This window comes from Anabaena sp. CCY 9910, from assembly GCF_963920875.1.
In the GTDB taxonomy this organism is placed as follows: Bacteria; Cyanobacteriota; Cyanobacteriia; order Cyanobacteriales; family Nostocaceae; genus Trichormus; species Trichormus variabilis.
The window spans coordinates 23018-43109 of record NZ_CAWUDJ010000013.1 but is presented as its reverse complement, the minus strand read 5'-3'; the positions used below and the strand labels follow the sequence as shown (position 1 = coordinate 43109).

14 protein-coding genes are annotated in these 20092 nt (G+C 38.5%); 7 read left to right on the top strand and 7 right to left on the bottom strand.

The genetic code is table 11. The annotated features are described in order from the left end of the window. The first annotated feature begins 232 nt into the window (after nt 1-232). Complete coding sequence (locus tag ACM5QX_RS12275) at nt 233-5695, top strand: PAS domain S-box protein (RefSeq protein ID WP_414753756.1); 5463 nt, start codon at nt 233-235, stop codon at nt 5693-5695. Further along, nucleotides 5692-6684, top strand: coding sequence for a response regulator (locus ACM5QX_RS12270; RefSeq protein ID WP_011317878.1), 993 nt, complete (start codon nt 5692-5694; stop codon nt 6682-6684). Before ACM5QX_RS12275 ends, ACM5QX_RS12270 begins: the two co-directional genes overlap by 4 nt. 43 nt (nt 6685-6727) lie before the next feature. On the opposite strand, the gene ACM5QX_RS12265 is transcribed toward ACM5QX_RS12270, so the two are convergent. Then, on the bottom strand, nt 6728-7732 hold the full coding sequence (locus ACM5QX_RS12265) for a glycerate kinase (RefSeq protein ID WP_414753755.1): 1005 nt from the start codon (nt 7730-7732) through the stop codon (nt 6728-6730). A gap of 29 nt (nt 7733-7761) precedes the next feature. Next, entirely contained in the window at nt 7762-8094 is a 333-nt protein-coding gene (locus ACM5QX_RS12260) for a DUF565 domain-containing protein (protein WP_414753754.1), read from the bottom strand. A 777-nt stretch (nt 8095-8871) separates the two neighbouring features. On the opposite strand from ACM5QX_RS12260, the gene ACM5QX_RS12255 reads away from it, so the two are divergent. The 5 genes from ACM5QX_RS12255 to ACM5QX_RS12235 all read left to right on the top strand — a co-directional run bounded on the left by ACM5QX_RS12255 (nt 8872) and on the right by ACM5QX_RS12235 (nt 14781). Further along, on the top strand, nt 8872-9483 hold the full coding sequence (locus tag ACM5QX_RS12255; protein WP_414753753.1) for a hypothetical protein: 612 nt from the start codon (nt 8872-8874) through the stop codon (nt 9481-9483). A 389-nt stretch (nt 9484-9872) separates the two neighbouring features. Next, a complete protein-coding gene (locus ACM5QX_RS12250; RefSeq protein ID WP_414753752.1) occupies nt 9873-11768 on the top strand; it encodes an ArnT family glycosyltransferase in 1896 nt (631 codons plus the stop codon). Between the two features lie 320 nt (nt 11769-12088). Continuing rightward, nucleotides 12089-13393, top strand: coding sequence for a hypothetical protein (locus ACM5QX_RS12245; protein ID WP_414753751.1), 1305 nt, complete (start codon nt 12089-12091; stop codon nt 13391-13393). Nucleotides 13394-13432: 39 nt separating this feature from the next. Then, nucleotides 13433-14116, top strand: a complete 684-nt coding sequence (locus tag ACM5QX_RS12240; protein WP_414753749.1) for a hypothetical protein — start codon at nt 13433-13435, stop codon at nt 14114-14116. 98 nt (nt 14117-14214) lie between these two features. Next, nucleotides 14215-14781, top strand: coding sequence for a YdcF family protein (locus ACM5QX_RS12235; RefSeq protein WP_414753748.1), 567 nt, complete (start codon nt 14215-14217; stop codon nt 14779-14781). Nucleotides 14782-14791: 10 nt separating this feature from the next. Here ACM5QX_RS12235 and ACM5QX_RS12230 read toward each other — a convergent pair whose 3' ends face one another. From ACM5QX_RS12230 to ACM5QX_RS12210, 5 genes are all read right to left on the bottom strand, one after another. Next, nucleotides 14792-15859 carry a glycosyltransferase family 2 protein gene (locus ACM5QX_RS12230; RefSeq protein WP_414753747.1) on the bottom strand — a complete coding sequence of 356 codons (1068 nt, stop codon included), beginning with the start codon at nt 15857-15859 and terminating at the stop codon, nt 14792-14794. Further along, nucleotides 15856-16623 carry a glycosyltransferase gene (locus ACM5QX_RS12225; protein WP_414753746.1) on the bottom strand — a complete coding sequence of 256 codons (768 nt, stop codon included), beginning with the start codon at nt 16621-16623 and terminating at the stop codon, nt 15856-15858. The genes ACM5QX_RS12230 and ACM5QX_RS12225 overlap by 4 nt, the downstream gene beginning before the upstream one ends. A gap of 28 nt (nt 16624-16651) precedes the next feature. Continuing rightward, the gene (locus ACM5QX_RS12220) at nt 16652-17830 is read right to left on the bottom strand and encodes a hypothetical protein (RefSeq protein WP_414753745.1); all 1179 of its coding nucleotides are present in this window, start codon (nt 17828-17830) and stop codon (nt 16652-16654) included. A gap of 93 nt (nt 17831-17923) precedes the next feature. Further along, complete coding sequence (locus ACM5QX_RS12215) at nt 17924-19201, bottom strand: glycosyltransferase family 4 protein (RefSeq protein WP_414753744.1); 1278 nt, start codon at nt 19199-19201, stop codon at nt 17924-17926. A gap of 94 nt (nt 19202-19295) precedes the next feature. Beyond that, nucleotides 19296-19961 carry an FkbM family methyltransferase gene (locus tag ACM5QX_RS12210; protein WP_414753817.1) on the bottom strand — a complete coding sequence of 222 codons (666 nt, stop codon included), beginning with the start codon at nt 19959-19961 and terminating at the stop codon, nt 19296-19298. Nucleotides 19962-20092 lie beyond the last annotated feature (131 nt).

The window sequence follows — 20092 nt, the reverse complement described above, 5'->3', positions numbered from 1 at the left end:
TGTTGTGTAGTAAGCAAATATCAATTAATATCTCTTGCACAGTTTTTATAAAGAATTTACCATAAAAATTCTGCAATAAAAACTACTTAACTCAGGTGAGGATTTCCCACCTGATTTTTTCGAGAAATAATTTAAGTAAATGTCCTGCTATTATTAGTGTTTTTATTGACATACAAATGAAGACTAGTGTTAAGTAGTGTGACTTGTATCAAATGTGCTGGAGGTGAAATAAGTGAATAGGCAGCACAAACATCACCGATGTAATTCAGTAAACTTTTTAAGCAAACAAAATTTGCTGCCGTTTTTGCTTGGTATTGTGATTTTATTGGTTGTGGTGATGCTGTGGCTGAGACTACAAGCCGAAGAAGAAATCAAAATTCAACAGTTGATCAAACAGCAAGCGATCGCCACCCAAACTGAATTAGTAACACAACTAAAGACTCGCATTCTGGCATTAAAACGCATAGGCAAACATTGGGAAATGCACGGCGGCATTCCCCAGGCGCAATGGGAACTGGAAGCAAGAGCATATCTTGAAGATTACGGAGGTTATCAAGCCATCAAGCTGGTTGACCCATCATGGCAAGTGCTGCGGTCTGTTTCTGTAGCAAAAAACAAAGTAGCCGAGAACTTAGAGATAATGCCAAAGTTCCCACAATGGACGGGAGCAAAGGCACAGCCAAGCCATGAAACTACGCTAACTCGTACAGTTAATCTCAACCAAGGCGATCGGGTATTTTTCGCTTGTGTACCTTTATGGATGGGAGATAAATTTGGTGGTGCAGTCTTAGGAATTTTTCAAGTTAAACAGTTCTTTGAGTCAGTTTTACACATAGCATCAGGTTACAAGATTAGAGTATTTGATGGTCAAGAGTTAATTTATGGCCAAGATAGACAGTCCTCAACCCTAGCATCTTGGCAACAGTCAGTAAACATCAACTTTGATGGGATGACTTGGCAATTGCAGATTTACCCAACCCCAGAGCTATTAAAAAATTTATATTCCCCTCTACCAACAGTTGTATTAGTAGCCGGAATTTTCAATGCTGGGGCAGTCACCCTACTAATTTATTTTGCTCAAGCCACCAAACTTAGTAACCATCAGATTGGCAGAATCAACCAAGAACTAGCTGACAGAATTGAAAAACAAACACAAGTAGAAATTGCCTTGCGTGCCAGTGAAAACCGTTTGCGAGAGTTATTAGAAACAGTCAGAGTTATACCTTGGGAAGTTGACTTAAAAACTCAGCATTTCACCTATGTTGGGCCGCAAGCAGAAACTTTACTGGCATACCCTGTTGCTGAATGGTACGAGGAAAATTTCTGGGACAATCATCTACATCCCCATGACCGAGATTGGGCTGTGAGATTTTGCCAGGAAGCGGCCAACAAAGGGCAAAACCACGAGTTGGAATACCGAATGCTAGCTGCTGATGGCAGAGTTGTCTGGTTACGAGACGTTGTGAATGTAGTGCAAGTTGATGGAACTCCCGTAATGTTGCGGGGGTTCATGTTTGATATTACCGACCTCAAGCGAGTGGAAGAAACTTTGAGACTACGGGAGAGAGCATTAGCCGCCAGCAGTAATGGCATTATTATTAGCGATGCTAAACTTCCCCATTATCCAGTAATATATGTGAACTCTGCCTTTGAACAGATCACAGGTTACAAAGCTACAGAAGTCGTCGGACGCAACTGTCGTTTTTTGCAAGGTAACGACACTACACAATCAGCAATCGAAGAGTTGAGGTCGGCACTCAAAGCAGGCAAAAATTGTAAGGTGATTCTGCGTAACTATCGCAAAGATGGCAGTTTGTTTTGGAATCAGTTGAGCGTCTCTCCCATTTATAACGACAGTGGCCAGTTAAGTCACTTTATTGGGATTCAAACTGATATTAGCGATCGCCAACAAGCAGAAGCTTCTTTACGACGGCAAGCCCTCACCTTTGAAAATATTTACGATGGTGTGATTATCACCAACTTACAAGGGCAAATTCTGGATTGGAATCCTGCCGCAGAAAGAATGTTTGGTTATAGCAAAGAAGATATTTGTGGACAAAGTATTAGTATTCTGCACAAGGTAGAAGAAGATGCAGCCCTGAACAGCGCCATTATTGCAGAAATCACCAACCAAGGACGCTGGTCAGGAGAAATTAACTTTGTGCGCCAGGATGGTAGTCAAGGAATTTGTGAAACAACCATTGTTGCCCTACAAGATGATCAGGGACAAACTGTCGCTACAATTAGCGTCAATCGTGACATTACTGAACGCAAGCACGCTGAATTATTGCTCAGGCGGAGCGAAGAACGTTTTCAAGCATTCATGAATCATAGCCCCACACCTGCTTGGATTACGGATATAAATGGCACAATTGTTTATCTAAGCGAAACTTATCGGCGGACTTTTCAATTACCAACACAAGAACTCATTGGTACAAATATTTTTGATATTTATCCACCCGAATTGACTCAAAATTTCCGAGAAACTATCCGCATAGTTGCGCGTACCCATCAAGTTATGGAAACTGTAGAGTCTGTACCTTGTAGTGATGGCACAGTGCGAGATTTTTTGGTTTATAAATTTCCCATATCTAGTAAACCTGATGAGTGTTTAATTGGCGGTATTGCTATTGATATTACTGAACGCAAACAAGCCGAAGCAGCCCTGAGAAAAAGTGAAGAACGTTGGCAATTAGTCATTGAAGGTAATCAAGACGCTATTTGGGATTGGAATATCATCACCAATGAAACTTTTCGTTCTGCGCGGTGGGCAGAATTGATCAAAGAACAAAACTATCAACCCATAGCTGATCATGCAGATTGCGTTAGCCGCATTCATCCTGATGATTATGAACGGGTGATGGCAGTTAAGCAAGATTGTCTTAGTCGGAAAACTCCTAATTATGTGGTGGAGTATCGTTTGCGTTGCAACGATGACAGCTATAGGTGGGTATTAGTTCATGCAACTGCTCAATGGGATGAGCAGGGTAATCCGGTGCGGATGGTTGGTTCTATCAAAGATATTACTGAACGCATAGAAGCGCAAGAAGCGTTACAAAGACAATTACACAGAACCCTATTACTAGAAAAAATTACCCAAAAAATTCGCCAGAGTCTCGATAGTAAAGAAATTTTTGAAACAGCTGCCACCCAAATTGGCCAGGCTTTAGCAGTCGATCGCTGCCTGATACATTCTTACATTAGTCATCATGACCCACATATTCCCTTAGTCGCTGAATATAATAACGTTCTCGATTACTGCTCAATGCAGAAATGGGAATTTACTACCACTGGGAATCGTCACATTTTACAAATGATGTCCCAGGATAAGGCGATCGCCTCTGCCAATGTCTACACCGATCCTTTACTACAAACAGCAGTACCTAGCTGCTGTGAAATCGGGGTCAAGTCCATGCTAGCCGTCCGCACTTCCTATCAAGGGGAACCAAACGGAGCTATTTGTTTACATCAATGTAAGTATTTTCGCCAGTGGACTCCCGAAGAAATTGAATTACTAGAAGCAGTGGCTGCTCAATTGGGCATAGCGTTAGCCCAAGCTCAGTTATTAGAGCAGGAAACCCGCCAACGGGAAGAACTCACTATCAAAAATTTTGCCTTAGAACAAGCAAAAAGGGCAGCAGAAGCCGCTAATCGGGCAAAAAGCGAATTTTTGGCTATGATGAGCCACGAAATCCGCACTCCCATGAATGCTGTGATCGGCATGACAGGATTACTCTTAGATACGGAATTAACTTCCCAACAACGCGACTTTGTGGAAACAGTTCTCACAAGTGGCGATGCTTTGTTGAGTATTATTAATGACATCCTGGATTTCTCCAAAATTGAATCTGGTAAGTTAGAACTGGAAGAACAACCTTTTGAGGTGAGGACTTGTGTAGAACAAGTCATCGACCTCTTAGCCGCTAAAGCTGCCCAAAAAGATATTGAACTCGCTTACCTGATTCATCCCCAGGTACCCATGCAAATCGCTGGAGATTTAACTCGCCTGCGGCAGATTTTGACGAATCTCCTCAATAATGCGATCAAATTTACCCCAGAAGGAGAAGTTGTAGTCTCTGTGCGTAGCCAGCCATCACCCAACCAAAAAACCAAGAACTGTTGCGAAATTATCTTTACCATCAAAGATACAGGTATTGGTATTGCCCCGGAAACAATGGATTTGTTATTTCAACCATTTGTCCAGGCTGATGCCTCGATGACAAGAAAATATGGAGGTACAGGACTAGGACTCGTGATCAGCAAAAGATTGGGTGAGATGATGGGCGGCTATCTTTGGGTAGAAAGTCGGGGGTGCGTTGGTGGAAACCCTCCCCCTGGATGGCAAAGTAAAAACTCAATCTCATCTGCTTCTGTGGCTACAGGTTCCACCTTTTATTTTTCTATGACTGTACCTGTGGTGGCTCATGCAGATTTAGAGACTTCCATCACTTCCCCAGTTCAACTAAGCGGTAAACGGTTACTAATTGTCGATGATAATCCGACAAATCGCCAGATTTTGAGATTACAAGCCAAACCTTGGCAGATGGAAACTTACACAGCCCCATCTGGTGCTGAAGCTTTAGCGCTGATAGACCAGGGAATGGCGTTTGATATTGCCATTTTGGATGTGCAGATGCCGGAAATGGACGGTCTAACACTGGCAAGGCAAATTCGTCAGCGTCCCAGTTATCAACACTTACCCTTGGTGATTTTAACTTCTTGGGGTCAACCAGATACTGACTTGAGTGATATCGAATTTGCAGCCTGTCTAAATAAACCAATTAAACAATCTCAACTTTTTGATGTCTTAGCTGCAAGTTTGGGCAATCAACCTATCCGTGCTAGTGTTGTTCCTGATCGTTCCGCTCAAGTCAATTCATGTCTGGCACAGCAGATACCTCTACGCATTTTGCTTGCAGAAGATATAGTGGTGAATCAGAAAGTGGCTCTGCTGATCCTGAAAAAATTGGGTTATCGGGCAGATGTAGTGGCTAATGGACTAGAAGTGCTGGAAGCTTTACAACGTCAGTCCTATGATGTAGTGCTGATGGATGTGAATATGCCAGAAATGGACGGTTTGAAAGCCAGCCAAATCATTTGTCAAACTTGGAGTCCTCGTTCTCGTCCATATATTATCGCTATGACCGCTAATGCTATGCGGGGCGATCGCGAAGCTTGCTTGGCGGCGGGAATGGATCACTACATTAGTAAGCCTTTACAACTGGAGGAGTTAGCCAAGGCACTGGGCAAATGTCACCCCTCAACTAGTTCTACAGAGAAAGCACTGGAGAAAACCAGTAGCCAAAATCAGACTTTTACAGATATTAGTGATTTAAAATTTGCCACAATAGATACAAAGATTTTACAAGCATTACGGGATATGTTAGGAGGAGATAAAGTAGCATTTGCCGAATTAATCAACTGTTACCTTACTGAATCCCCTAAATTGATTGAAAATTTAAATGTAGCTATTAATACGGAAGATACCCAAGGAATATGGAAGACAGCGCACAAATTTAAATCCAGTAGTGGCTCAGTTGGGGCGGTTTTTCTAGCACAGCTTTGTAAATTGCTAGAAGCTAAGGGTCGCAATAACAATCTAGAGGGTTGTATAGAACTTGGCTCACAGTTATGTCAAGAGTATGAACTAGTCAAAACGGCTTTGTACAGAGAAGTGAACAAGGAGACACCATGAAAAATACAGTTCCAGAAAGCCCGTCCCTCATTCTCATTGTTGATGATGAACCGTTTATCCGAGCGCAGTTGCGGCTTTCGCTACAATGCGAAGGCTATCGCACAGCCGAGGCTGAAGATGGTAGAAAGGCTTTGACTATTTTTCAAGAATTGCAACCTGATATAGTACTGCTGGATGCGATTATGCCTGACCTGGACGGCTTTGAGTGTTGCACTCGTTTGCAGCTACTAGAAGATGGTAAATACACACCAGTCTTAATGATTACTGGACTAGAGGATCAAGAATCAGTTGATCGGGCATTTGAGGTGGGAGCAATTGACTATGTTACCAAACCCATTCACTGGCCAGTTTTGCGTCAACGGGTCAAACGTTTAATTCAGCAATCCCATCTCCAACAAAAGCTAGAAGCGGCTAACAGAGAATTGCAAAGGTTGGTGACGATTGATGAGTTAACTCAAGTAGCCAACCGCCGCAGATTTGAGGAATATTGCGCTCAAGAGTGGCAACGTATGGCGCGGGATCAACTACCGTTATCTCTGATTCTTTGTGATGTCGATTTTTTTAAAGCTTACAACGATACTTATGGTCATCGGGCGGGCGATCGCTGTTTACAATTGGTGGCAAAAGCTATTGAAAACTGCGTTAATCGGCCAGCTGATGTAGTCGCTCGTTATGGGGGCGAAGAATTTGCTGTTATCCTACCCAGAACATATCCTGAGGGAGCTATTCATTTAGCTAACGCCATCTGCTCTGCTGTTCGAGAATTGCAAATTCCCCATCTGACTTCTCAAGCTAATACTTGTGTCACCATCAGTGCTGGGGTAGCTACAGAAATTCCTGTACCCAACTCTGATTTTCAAGAAATTATCGATGCGGCTGATCGCGCCTTATATCAAGCTAAAATGGCCGGACGCGATCGCTGTCAACAATATATTAAACAATCATCTTCTCCTGTTTATTTTTTAAACGCTCATCATCGACTGGCTTGAGTAAGAAGTTAGAGGTTAAGGCAGATATTTCCTCCATAACCAATTACCGATTCGGTTGATAAACTCGACCAAATGTATGATCAGGGTGAATCTCAACTACTAAATCGACTAGAGCAGCACATTGAGATAAGGGTTGAATAAATAATTCAGGATGTAGCGATCGCCAAAAATAATTGACAAACTCTTCTATCTGTGCATCTGACATTCCTGTTTTACCAGCAGCAATCATTTTTTGTTCAGCTTGTTTGCGCCATTCCAGAGAGCAACGGTAATCTGTAGGATATAACAAAATTAAACTGTCTAATTTCTCCCATAGTGGTAAATAATTATTTAACTGACGATTCATATCACGGGCAAAAGCCTGATCTTCATTAGTGAGAATCGGCGGTGGGGGGAAATTAAAGAGTCTGGGATCAATTGGGCGGACACCAACAAACCATCCCTCAAAAATTAAAATATCAACTCCTGTAATGACATCAGAATCAGTGCGATCGCCTGCACCAGAGTGAGCAGATTTATCAAAGCGGGGAACAATTACAGGACTTTTTCCTTGACGGATTTGTTCTAGAACATTCAAACCTAAATCGATATCATGGGTTCCTGGGGGGCCACGCCAAATTAAACGAGGGTCTTGCTGTAGTAAAGCTAGGCGATTGCTATAAGTTTTATATAAGTCATCTAGCGACAAACTTAAGGTACGATATCCCAACTGCTGGAGAATGATCTGAATCACTAGGGAAGTGGTAGTTTTACCAGTTCCTTGACTACCTAAAATTCCTTGGATAAAGGGGCGTTTTAACTTTTGATGTTGTGCGGCTATTTTCATTCCCAGTGGTAGCCATAAGTCCCACAAAACCCGGAACATTTTTTCTGGTGGTATTTTCAGATTATTTTGACAGAACTGATTAAAAGCTGGCAGCACCGCTTGTAAAAGAAGCGATCGCTCTTGGATCATTTCCTCCACGTTTGCCGGCGTGATCCCAAAAGCTTTAGCCCTCAATTCATCTGCTAAAGCTGCTGCTGCCGCTTCCTTCTGCCCGACTTGCATCACGTCGCCCAACTCCTCCCCACTTCTAACTATGATCCCAGCTTAAAGGCTTCAATAAACAGGCTATAGGTAAAGCCGACTTTGAGAAGATTGAGTGATTCTACTAAGAGCGATCGCCTAGCGAAAAAACCTTGACTGTAAAATATTCTGCTAGTAACCTCCGTCAGAAATACTAAAAATGCCGCGATCACAATATCTAGTTCTGACCTTTGACCTGCTGTGGTAGAGATTGCTGTACCCAGAAAAATGCCGAATAAAAAGCTAATCAATAGTAGCGACAACCGCCGCCAAGGATTTAAAAACCATTGCCCCAACTGCCTAGCAATGGTATCGAACAAGTTGTTAAGACGAGTGTTTTGCATCGGTGAGGTTTTTGGAAAATGATGGGCAGTCAGGAATGCTCCATCAAATTAGTTTGACACAAATTACCGGGATGCTATTGAAAATATCTAAGAAGATGTTTGAAAAGTATCATTGCTAACACCAAAATCTTAAAAACTTAACCCCCCTAGCCCCCTTCCCTACGAGGAAATGGGGGTTTCAAAGCCTCTCGACCCTTCGGGGAGAGGGTTGGAGAGGGGTTTCTAGTATACTTTTCGACTTTTCAAACACCCTCTAAGTATCTGTAGGGTGGGCAATGCCCAACCTTGTATATTTCTTGTATGGTTTGTTGACTACTGACGGTTAATAGTCAAAACGGAAAGATGTGCAAGTTAAAGCAAGGGCAGCTGATTAATTCACTGGAGAAATGTTACGAAATGTAAACATTTTTGGTTGATCAAGATCCAGTTTTGGGGGAAAATGGCCTGTGCTTCAAACTACTTATTTCCCAAAAATTATTATTGTCTCTATCAGTATAAATATATAATTAATGTACTTTAAAATACCCATAGGCTGGATAGAATTATACTTCATTTCCAGTATAATCAAGCTTTTAGAGCCTTTCTTAGTTGAAAAATCAGGTAATTATTCATGCTTCCAGTTTTTCCAAAAACTGATACTTATGCTACATTCTTGAGCCAAATTCTACAGAAGTCCACACCCAGGAAGTAAGCAATTTTCTTTGATTATCTCTAGGGAGAATAGGCTACTATTTGGTCAAGCCTACAAAAATAATTATTTCTAAAATCAATATCAATATGAAATCTTCAGTGTATCGTAACGCTGTGGTGACAGCTTGCGCCTTGGGTCTACTGGGGTTACTGGTAGGTTGCTGGGGAATGACAGTATCAATTGAAGCTACAAATCCAGATGTTCCTTCAAGTATATCTACTGATATAGAAGAGATGAAAACCAATTCGTCTTTGCCGAGTAATTCTACTGAAGTTGTAAATACAACAAATTCACCAACGAATTTAATCACGCAAAAGAGTGAGCCAACGAATTCCATCTTGGCTGCACGCCAATCATTACCCCGTGACAACAAGCATCTGGGGAAATTACGTATGAGTAATCAAACGGATCAACCTGTGCGATTGGCTTTATTAGCTCGCCAGTCAGCCAATAAAGGCTCAACTACCAAAGAAAGTGGTGTTCCTGCTCATTGGGATTTTGATCCCCAAGAAGGTAGTGCCAGAGGATTAATACTCTCTCTACCAAATGGAAGCATGAAACTGGAAAAAGGCGATATTTTAGTAGCCTTTGCCCAAGATGGTTCCCGACGTTACTGGGGTCCTTATGTTGTCGGAGAAACGCCTCAACCCACTTGGAATCCCCAAAGTCAAGAATGGGTTTTAGTTCTTAGTCAATAGTCATGGAGTTTTTGTCAGTGGTCAGTGGCAACATAACTAATTAGGACTTACGTAGGGGTTTAGGGGTTTTAAACATTTATACCCTTCTCTAAACCCTTGATCTTGCGTTTTCATGGGTAAGTCCTACTAATAACCGACACGCACAACGCAATAAAAAAGTAGGAATATTCAAGAACAAAACATAGCCACTGAACGACTTATGATCAATGCAAGAAATAAAAAGTTAATAGCGTATACCAATTCTCTATGAAGTTGCGCCAAATACTGTAGAGACGTTGATGCAACGTCTCTACAGTACAGAATAAAGTGCATCTTCATCAAGAAACGGTATTACAGCCAAAAAGCTATTAACTACTAACTACTGACCGTTGACTAATGACTATTGACTGATGAGGTTAAAATTGAGCGTTCTTGGCGCTGTTGAGCGGTGCTTCAATAATCTAGTAAAGCGTCCAGCCCTTGCTGTGACTGCCTCAATTCTGTGGTTGATTCTAATTGGTTGGATAGGCTATGGATGGAACTTGGGCAGTGTTGGCTTGGTTGACGAAACAGAGCCATTATTTGCTGAAGCTTCACGGCAAATGTTAGTTACGGGTGATTGGATCACGCCGTTTTTCAATGGTCAAACTCGTTTTGACAAACCTGCTTTAGTTTATTGGTGTCAAGCGATCGCCTATGCGGTGTTTGGTGTGAATGAGTGGGCAGTGCGTCTTCCCTCAGCGTTAGCAGCAATGGGAGCAGTGTCCCTAGCTTTTTATACAGTTCATTGGTCTATAACGAAAAAAGATGAGTTAGAACAAGTGACACTGCCAACTCGCCGCTACTTAACAGCCGGTGTAGCCGCAGGTGTCATGGCACTTAATGCACAAATGATTGTCTGGGGAAGAACTGGTGTCTCAGATATGCTCTTAACTGGGTGTATCGCCTCAGCTTTGTTATGCTTTTTCCTCGGATACGCGGCAATGGAGTCTGGAGAAAGGCAGGAAGCAGGAGATGGGGGACTGCCGAACCCAAAAGGCACGAGAAATAAGCGATCGCTATTCCCTAACAAGTGGTATTTGGCTTGTTATGTGCTAACTGCTGGGGCAATTTTGACTAAAGGCCCTGTGGGTATTGTTTTACCGGGGATCATTGTCTTGGTATTTTTGCTATATGTGGGGCAGTTGCGAACAGTACTGCGGGAAATGCGCCTCGTTTTAGGAACAGTTATTATCTTAGGTTTATCTGTTCCCTGGTATGCCTTGGTGATTTGGCGTAATGGTGAGAGTTATATCAACTCTTTTTTTGGATATCACAATGTGGAGCGTTTTACGGAAGTAGTTAATGGTCACTCGGCTCCTTGGTATTTTTACTTTGTGATAGTGACACTATTTTTCGCCCCGTATTCAGTCTATTTACCTTTAGCACTTTTCAGACTGAAGTTTTGGCAGCGATCGCACTGGCAAAATCAAGAACGTTCTCAACAGTTGGGTTTATTTGCCTGTATTTGGTTTCTGAGCGTTTTTAGTTTCTTTACGATCGCTGTTACCAAACTGCCCAGCTACGTCTTACCTTTAATGCCGGCGGCCGCTATTTTAGTAGCATTGTTATGGAGTGATTTCTTCCCCAGTGGTGAACAAACAAACAAGATAGAGATTACTTATCCATCTTCTCTCTTACTAGCCAGTGGCTGGGTAAATGTTATATTTTTAACCATTGTGGCAGTAGCGTCATTTCATACATATCATCTGTTGGGTAATGATGATGCAGCCCCCAACTTCCGCCAAAATTTACAAGATTCTGGATTACCGGCGATCGGCGGCTGGCTTTGGCTCGCCGGGGCAATTTTTGCTGCTGTTTTAATATTGCGTCGCTATTGGCATTCTATTATCGGCGTTAATATGCTCGGATTCGCGGCCTTTTTGCTAGTTGTCACCATGCCAGCTTTGTTTTTGATGGATCAAGAGCGTCAACTACCATTAAGAGACTTATCGGCTGTTGTAGCTCAAGTACAACAACCAAAAGAAGAAATAATGATGGTTGGTTTCAAAAAGCCAAGTGTAGTTTTTTATAGTCACAAACAGATAAATTTTGTCCAGACAACAGAAGAGGGTGTGGAATATATCCATAATTTAGCTAATCAAGCAGTTAAACCATCTTCCCTATTACTTGTGACTAACAAAAAAAACTTTTTCAAAATGGACTTACCGCCAGATAATTACGAAAATTTAGAAATTCAAGGTGCTTACCAATTGACTCGGATTAATTTCAAGAAGATGAAAACTGAAAAAGTTAAAATTTCCTGATTGGTAATCATTGAAAGCTTCATATCCCTAACTTTTTGGAAAAGTTAGGGATTTTTATATGAATTCTGTTTATTTGTGTTATAACCCTAAGTGTATTGCCCAAAGGATGTATGAAATGATGGCTTTTTGGGCAAAAATTGAGTTAGATCAGGTCACTACCTTAGAGCGAAAATGACTGCGTTCCACTACAGGCGATCGCAAAAATTTTGGCTCTATATAAATAAATTATCTTTACGTAAGATCACTATTTTCAATTAATAGATTTTACGTATAAATTGCTGACATCTTTGCGTACAGTTTTTGACCGCAGGAAAATTTAGATGAATAAAATACAAACCAATATAAATACTGGTGATTTTACCTCTCCATTTATTGGTATTAACTATACTGTCTGGAACGTGGGGACAAGATTAATCTATCTACTGCTCATGTTTACGGCTATTTCTCACAAATCAGCAGTCGCGGCAGATACTATTACCACGGAAGATCAACAGCCCGAATTGAGTACCTCTGCAAAACCTCAAGACTTGTTCACAGCATCTAAAGTTAATTCACAACCAGATATTAGCCTGAAGAAACGCTTGCTAGCACATCAAAAAAGTCGCCAGCTAGGTCAGTCTGAGACTATCAAGATTAATGATAGTTTTACTGCTAATGTTGCACCAGAAACCTTTAGTAATTCCTTTGCTGAAAACACGTTTTCCTCTATATCTCAAAATGCTTTAGTAACGGAGGATAACTCTCAGCAAGATTTATTTACTTCTCCAGTTAGTAATCCTGAATTAATCACAGAACAACAAGCTAACATATCCCAAAATCCACAACCACCAATCATTGTTCAAATAGACTCCTCAGAAACAGTGGGGGATACTTTTGGCGATACTAATAAGCTACGCCAAGAACTTTTAATTGAACCTATTGTGCAAACAAGGGAAACTTCAAAAGCTTCTCCTGGTTCAACGGCTGGTACTCCTTCTGCCTATGGTGCAAGTTTTGGTCAGGCCTATATTGGTGGTGGTTTATTTTTTCCTCTAGAAGATAACAAAGATAGGGTAGATGGTTCTTTATCTGTTGGTTTTGGGTTAGGGGATACTGCTAAATCTGTAGGGTTAGAAGTTAACGTCAATATTACCAGTGTGGGTGGTGGCGACACTTTTGATTTTGGTGATAGCGGGGGTGTGGGATTCAAACTACATAGGTATTTGGGTGACGGTACAGCAGTAGCTGTGGGGTGGTCAAATGCTATTAAATGGGGAGATGTAAGTAGGTCTAAAGATACCATCTATGGTGTAGTTACTAGAGCGTTTCTACTGCAACCCGAAAATCCAAATAATCAATTACCTTTGACTGTTTCCGTCGGCCTTGGTAGTGGTGCTTTCCGTTCTAAAGGTGCAATAGATGCAAATGAAAATCCGGCAAATCTTTTTGCTAGTTTAGGTTTGAGAGTGATACCTCAAGCATCTTTAGTCAGTAGCTGGACGGGAAATCGTCTCAATATGGGTGCATCTTTTGCTCCTTTCAAAAAGACACCTATAGTTATCAATGCTATCTTCACGGATGTTACTAGTAACTTTAATAGTGGTCTGGGTTTTTCCCTGAGTGCTGGATACAGTTTTCGGTTTTAGATGCTGAGTAATTGGGAAATTTCATCAACAGTAAAGCTAATGCAAAAACACAAATTTTCTTTCACCTTGGCTCTAGCCTTAATTTTATCTATTTATTCGTTAGGTACGCCAAGGAGTGTAAATGCAGGTACTGCTAATATAACAGGCGGTAGTGAAGATTCTTCTTCCTCATCTGGTGATAGCTTTAATCCAGCAAGTTACCAATCGTCACCTGAAATTGCACCTGGTGTAAATGTGGAGTTTAGTAGAAATGGAGACCTGACTATATCCAGGGAAATTCAGGAGCGTTTAAATGCAACCATCGCTAATACATTCAGCCAAACTCCACCAGAAAATACCACAGTTGCTAACTTTATAGCTATTTTAAAAGGAGACTCAAAAGCAGAAGAAGCGGCTAATCAGCTACAATCTTCTCTAGGAAATTCAGGAGCTTCTGCATCATCAATACAAACATTGATGGGAGCTTTGTTCTGTCTAGCTGGAAATACATCCACATCAGAGTCATGTGCTTTTAGTAGTAACTTAGTCGTAGATTCAGAAACAGATCAAAATAAAGATTTTCTGAATGTAGATATCAACAGATTGAGCGCTGCTATTAATGCTTACAACAAGATTGTGAGGGAAAGTAGTCCACAGGTTCTTCAACAACTGGCAAAAGATGAGAATTTTCGAGAAATCGGTAATCTACTCAAGCAGTTAAGGACTGCTTTGAGTCAAAGTTAAAAGTTCAATGCGATGATATTAAAGTTATTAGAGGCGCAATTGATAATCCTTTGGCTAAAGCCAGAGGATTATTGTTTTCAAAATCTAAATAGTATGAGATGAGACGTAAACTGAAATTAGTAAAGTTGATTTTAGCGATCGCCTTGATATTTACTAGTATCATTCCTGTGAGGATGGCGATCGCTTTTCAACAATCCCCCGTCCCACAGGCTATTTTTGTGTTGGGCGGTGATGCTGAACGAATGAGGTTTGCAGCAAAATTTTGGCAATCTCACCAGAATTTAGATATTTGGATTTCTGACTTTGCTTGGAATTTAGACAATAATCTTCGGATATGTCTAAAGTATGGTGTTCCTGACGTAAAGTTGCATTTGGATGGGAGAGCAACGGATACTGTGACTAATTTTACGACTTTGGCAGGAGATTTTGTTGAGCAGAGGTTACAGCATATATATTTGATCACGTCAGATTATCACATGAGAAGAGCGCAGGCGATCGCAACTATCGTTTTGGGTAGCCAGGGAATTGTAGTTACACCTGTGGCTGTAACGTCAAAAAATCAGCCATCAGAATCATTGGTAAGAGTATTAAGAGACGGAGGGCGATCGTTTTTGTGGATTGTGACTGGGCGGAGTGCTGCTAGATTTAACTCTCGTTTGAAATAATCTCTTTGATTTACCAACCTGTAACTTTTAGAAATCTACGCCTAAATAGCTGATATCCATAGCCAGAAAAGTGAGCAATTGGCATAGTTAGTAATGTAACTCCACAGAAAAACCACAGACTTAAACTAGAAGGAATTTCATCTTCGCTACCGCGCCAGAGTTCTTTAGTAAATTCGTTACGGAATTTGAAAATTGTGCGTAAACTTTCCCCAAATGGAAAAAGTAAGCAACTCAAAATTAATACTTCTGTATGTAGAGATAACTGAGGAATGATGAAATCAATTAGCGATAAAAACAATGTAGCTGATATAAATAAAAATGGTATCTTTCCTCTCAGTTGCAGTTGCTTTGTGTGTTTAATACTCGTTAAGTAACGTCCTCTTCCGTATTTGAAATATTGAATACAAATAGATTTCCAGCTTCTTCTGGGATAGTACCATACATGAATATCTGAACTTATATATATAGCTTTTGGGTTTTTATTCAGTAATTTTTGATTTAATTCAGCATCTTGGTTAGTAATTTGCGAAATATCAAAACCAGAAGCGCCACGCAATTCTTTCGTCCAAAAACATCCTAAATAAACTGTATCAGCATATCCATTATAGTTAGGGTTTCTGTATTTAGCTCCACCACTACCTAAAAAGCTTTTAGAAGCTAGTGCTACCCCAGCCTGAAAGGGAGTTTTAGCCACAAATCTTTGTGCGCCCCCCACGTTAAAAGCTTGAGATTCTAATAATGCTTCCACACATTTTTCTATATAATCTGGTGCATAATCAGAGTGAGCATCAGCCCTAAGAAATATATCACTAGTGCATTCTTGCAATATAAGATTTAGACCAGCCGATTGAATTTTCAACGAATTGTATAACAGCTTGACTCTAGAATCTTCTAATGACAATTTATTGACAATATCCTGTGTCCCATCAGTGCTACCACCATCAGCCACAATTACTTCTACTAAGTTTGGATATTCAGTTGTCAAAAATTCCCTAATCAAATGTTCTATATTCCCAGCTTCGTTATAAGCTGGAATAGCTAAAATTAAGCTTGGATATTCTATATTTGCAATACTCATAGATATAGCTTTAATGGGATCATCAAGAAACGTTTAATTGCCTTAATAAAGCCAATAGAATCAATTTGTAAATTACGCTGATGAGTATACATAAAGTATTTTTTTCTAATATCGCTATGAGCTTTGTAAGCTTGAAATACTTTCATAGAAGATACACCTGTAGTTTCATAGTAGGAAATCGGAAACCTTAGAAGATGTGGTTCTTCTATTAAAGAAGCTCTAATGTTAAAGTCATAATCCATTCCTAGAGGAAGTAACTCATTATATAATCCCACCGTATCTAAAATTTCTTTAGTAAAAATAGTAGACTGATGGCATATAGGATTACCATACAAAAATAATTCTTGCCGCCACTCCTCATGCTGTCTAATATATCTTTTTAAATATCCTTTACGACTAATTGAGATAGTTTCTCCAAATGCCCACAGCCATTTCTTATTTTTATAAGATTCTACTATTTGTGTTATTACTGTATTATTTATTAGTGAATCGCCAGCGTTTAAAAATAAAACTAAATCGCCAGATTTTTGTTTAATTCCTTCATTGAAAGCTGATGCAATACCAATATTTTTTTGGTTGTATATTTGATATTTTTTTGTATGTTGATAAGAAGTAAGTATTTTATTTGTGAAATCTACAGATTCACCATAAATAATTATGTGACTTATATTCTTGTAATCCTGAAAGCTTACACTATTAAGTGTTTTAGTAATTATTTTTTCACAATCTTTAGCTATGGTTATTATATTAACAACTACATTCATAGAATATGACCTTTCTGCTACTATTAAACTAATTTGAAGTTTTGGCCGTATATTTTAAAAAATCACTAATTTTATACAATGATGGCTTACCAAGAACATATATCATTGCAAATAATAATGTATATTGAGAAACTAATAAAGAACCATTAGAAACCAGTCCTAAAATATATACAGCAACAAAAATAAAGTTAAAATTAGTTTCCACTAATATCCAAACCAAGAAAGTAAGTATTATTGTAAAGCCAAATAAAACTCCATATCCGCCAATTATTATTGTAATCGCATCTAATCCACCAGCTTCACCAGTACTGCTTGGAAGGAATCCATTTCCCAAAATTTCAATCTGTAAAAGTGAAGTAGTACTGTTATGAATAGATTCATATCTAGGTTTGAAAGCGGTGAGATTTTGGGATAGTATATCAATTATCTCTGAATAATTTGTAGTCAGAAAAAATAGTCCAATTGCAATCAAAGATATATTTAACAAATTTCTATAGCCTCTATCTTTAATTAAAGATAATAATTTAGAAATGAATAATAAGCTTAAAAAAGCAAATGACAATTTTGAACCAGATATAATTATCATGAATAATGTAGCATATTGAATTATTTTTACATCTTTTTCTAGTTTATTTTTATTAATCTCGCATAAAAATATATATGAAGAACACAGATAAAAAAGCAAAGGAGAAGATTCATTAAATAATCCACTAAATCTGTATATAGATGGCAAAATTCCTACAGGGATTGTATAGTCAGATTTTGAGGGCAAATTACAATGTATCATAGCAAATTGTGCTAACCCAAGATTCATTAAAAAGACTTGCCAAATTGAATAAACTATGTTTGCAACTGTAAATATTTTCGTAAATTTAACAAATAGAACTTTTTCTTTCTTTACCACTAAGGTAAACAATATTAAATATAAAAAGCTAGTCATATAGCCAATATCTATTAGGCTAAATTTTCTATTTGCTAATAATCCTAAAAAAGGAACAATAATCGCTATTTTCAAAGGAAATAAAAATATAAATATTTGTTTTGTGATTATTATTTTTTTATTGAAAATATTTAATAAAAAGTATAATACCAAAAATGGTAGTCCTAATATTCTTGATTGAAAATAGACACCAGTAAATGGATAAGATAAAGAAAACGCAGGAAAGAATAAAAGAAAAAAATTAATATATAATATTTTTTTTAACATATAATTTCATTTATTAAGTTTACTTTTTAATTTAATGATTAAATTATCAAAGCCATGAATTAATCCAATTATGGAAGAAATGTTCATTTTCCGTTATTTTTTTTTGATAAATATTTTTCTTTCTAATATCTCTTGATATAAAGGCAAGTAATTTTTCGCTTGTAATTCTAGTGTGAATTTTTCCTTGACTGTTCCACAAGCACTAGCACAAAGCTTTTGATGTCGCTCTTTATCTTCTATTACCCAAATAATTCCATTTGCCAAGTCATCAATGTTGTAAGGCCGGCTTAAATAGCCATTCTGTTTATGATTAATCATGTCAGGCATTCCCCCAATATCAAAAGTAACACAGGGCGTACCACAAGCAAGTGACTCCATAACCGTATTAGGCAAGTTATCTTGTATCGAAGGAGCAACAAAAACATCTGCTGCTGAATAAACTTGCGCTACTGTAGATTCATTATTTAAGCGGCCAAGATAGTGAGTATTAAAACCCAAGTTACTTATAGAATCTGACTTACTTGCACCGAATATAACAAGCTCACACTTATCATGCCAGTAAGTATGTTTTAATATTTCTAATGCACACCTTAAAAAGTGAAACCCTTTACGCGTATTACTAGCAGCATTTTCAGCACCAAAGAGGATTAAGAGTTTGTCTTGAGGTAGATTGAATTTATCTCTTACCAAGTTTTTTTGATAAGGCTTGTAAACTTCTGTATCTAAACCATAGGGTATTACTTTGATATTGCAATCTTTAAATAGAGAACTGGATGCAGCGCATTTAGCTAACCAATGACTTGGAGTTACAACTGTACAGTTTAAATCAGCCCAAGCCTTAGCTTTGCGTTCCCATACCCAGCTAGATAAATCTATATTGAATCTTTTTGGCATTTGTGGGCAGTTGCCACATTTTTCTTTGTAAAGCTGACACTCTTGATTATAATGACATCCACCAGTAAAAGCCCACATATCATGTAGAGTCCAAACAAGCGGTTTATTTAATTTAGCTATTGTTTCTATATTTATAAGTCCTCCTGATATCCAATGAAGATGAATGATATCAGTATCTATTTTTATAATGCTAGTCGCTATAGAATCTGGAAGCCATTGCAAAGAGTATGAAGTTCTTCGACTCTTATCGATATGTCTAAAGAATAGTTTCGGTAACGAATCTAAATGGGGTTTAAGTTTGGGATATTTATGAACTATTTTGTTGCCTGTTGCAATAACAGATTTATCGTCACTAAATTTAATTTGTACAAGCATCTGGGAAGTTATGCCAATATTTTGTAGCCCATCGTGTAATCGATAGGTAGCTATTGCTGCTCCACCGCGATTATCGTAAGTGCTAAGATGTAAAATCTTCAATTATCAATCCCTTTTATTATTAAAATACACCAATACATTTACTAGGCTTATTAATTTACTTAAATAAAACACCCTTAATTAATCGGCTTTCTTTTCATCTCTTAACAAATGTATAGTTACCATTACCTTGTGTACAAACTAAAGAAAAACCAGCATTGACTAATTTATTAATGGACTGCTTAATTCTTAGTTTGTAACTACTATCTAAGGGGTTAAAATATTCGTCGTATTCAACGCAAATAATTTTAATATCAAGCTCATCTTCAATTATTGAATTAATGACTTTATACTCGGCACCTTCAATATCTAATTTTAGTAGATCAATTTTTTTGTGGTTATGCTCCTGCATAATTGTACTTAGCCTTTTGACCTTGGCTTCAAAATATTTTGATGTTCTCTGTAAATTGAGAAGAGAATGAGAAACATGATCAGAATTTTTTGGTGCATAGAATTTCAGAACATCATCTTTATCCCACAAACCCACTTCATTGAAATGATATTTAGTATTATTAATGGTTACTTTTTTTACGTATTGGATTGCTCGTGGGGTCGGATCAAATCCCAGTATATTGCAACCAACTTTATCAATTAGAGACAGATCAAATGATATATCTTCTCCGCAACCTACGCAGTAAACAATAGAGCCTGAATCAAGTAAATTTTTCGGAATAATCCAACCGCCATATTTTGTGCCTAATTCAACTAAGTCATTGCGAGGAAAAATCTTTGTGAAAGTTATATTATCCCTACCAAGCGCCATACAAATAAAATTAGAACTCTTTTTGATTCCTTTTAATATTAATTGCTTCAAAAACATAAATATTAAATAATAAACTCCTAAAATATCAGAATAAATATTTTTTATTTTTGTGTTAATCCTATTTATTAAAG

What these genes read in the sequence shown, in the direction of transcription:
- ACM5QX_RS12270 (WP_011317878.1), top strand. Translation starts at nt 5,692, where the DNA reads ATGAAAAATACAGTTCCAGAAAGCCCGTCCCTCATTCTCATTGTTGAT.
- ACM5QX_RS12265 (WP_414753755.1), bottom strand. Translation starts at nt 7,732, where the DNA reads ATGCAAGTCGGGCAGAAGGAAGCGGCAGCAGCAGCTTTAGCAGATGAA.
- ACM5QX_RS12260 (WP_414753754.1), bottom strand. Translation starts at nt 8,094, where the DNA reads ATGCAAAACACTCGTCTTAACAACTTGTTCGATACCATTGCTAGGCAG.
- ACM5QX_RS12255 (WP_414753753.1), top strand. Translation starts at nt 8,872, where the DNA reads ATGAAATCTTCAGTGTATCGTAACGCTGTGGTGACAGCTTGCGCCTTG.
- ACM5QX_RS12250 (WP_414753752.1), top strand. Translation starts at nt 9,873, where the DNA reads ATGAGGTTAAAATTGAGCGTTCTTGGCGCTGTTGAGCGGTGCTTCAAT.
- ACM5QX_RS12245 (WP_414753751.1), top strand. Translation starts at nt 12,089, where the DNA reads ATGAATAAAATACAAACCAATATAAATACTGGTGATTTTACCTCTCCA.
- ACM5QX_RS12240 (WP_414753749.1), top strand. Translation starts at nt 13,433, where the DNA reads ATGCAAAAACACAAATTTTCTTTCACCTTGGCTCTAGCCTTAATTTTA.
- ACM5QX_RS12235 (WP_414753748.1), top strand. Translation starts at nt 14,215, where the DNA reads ATGAGACGTAAACTGAAATTAGTAAAGTTGATTTTAGCGATCGCCTTG.
- ACM5QX_RS12230 (WP_414753747.1), bottom strand. Translation starts at nt 15,859, where the DNA reads ATGAGTATTGCAAATATAGAATATCCAAGCTTAATTTTAGCTATTCCA.
- ACM5QX_RS12225 (WP_414753746.1), bottom strand. Translation starts at nt 16,623, where the DNA reads ATGAATGTAGTTGTTAATATAATAACCATAGCTAAAGATTGTGAAAAA.
- ACM5QX_RS12220 (WP_414753745.1), bottom strand. Translation starts at nt 17,830, where the DNA reads ATGTTAAAAAAAATATTATATATTAATTTTTTTCTTTTATTCTTTCCT.
- ACM5QX_RS12210 (WP_414753817.1), bottom strand. Translation starts at nt 19,961, where the DNA reads ATGGCGCTTGGTAGGGATAATATAACTTTCACAAAGATTTTTCCTCGC.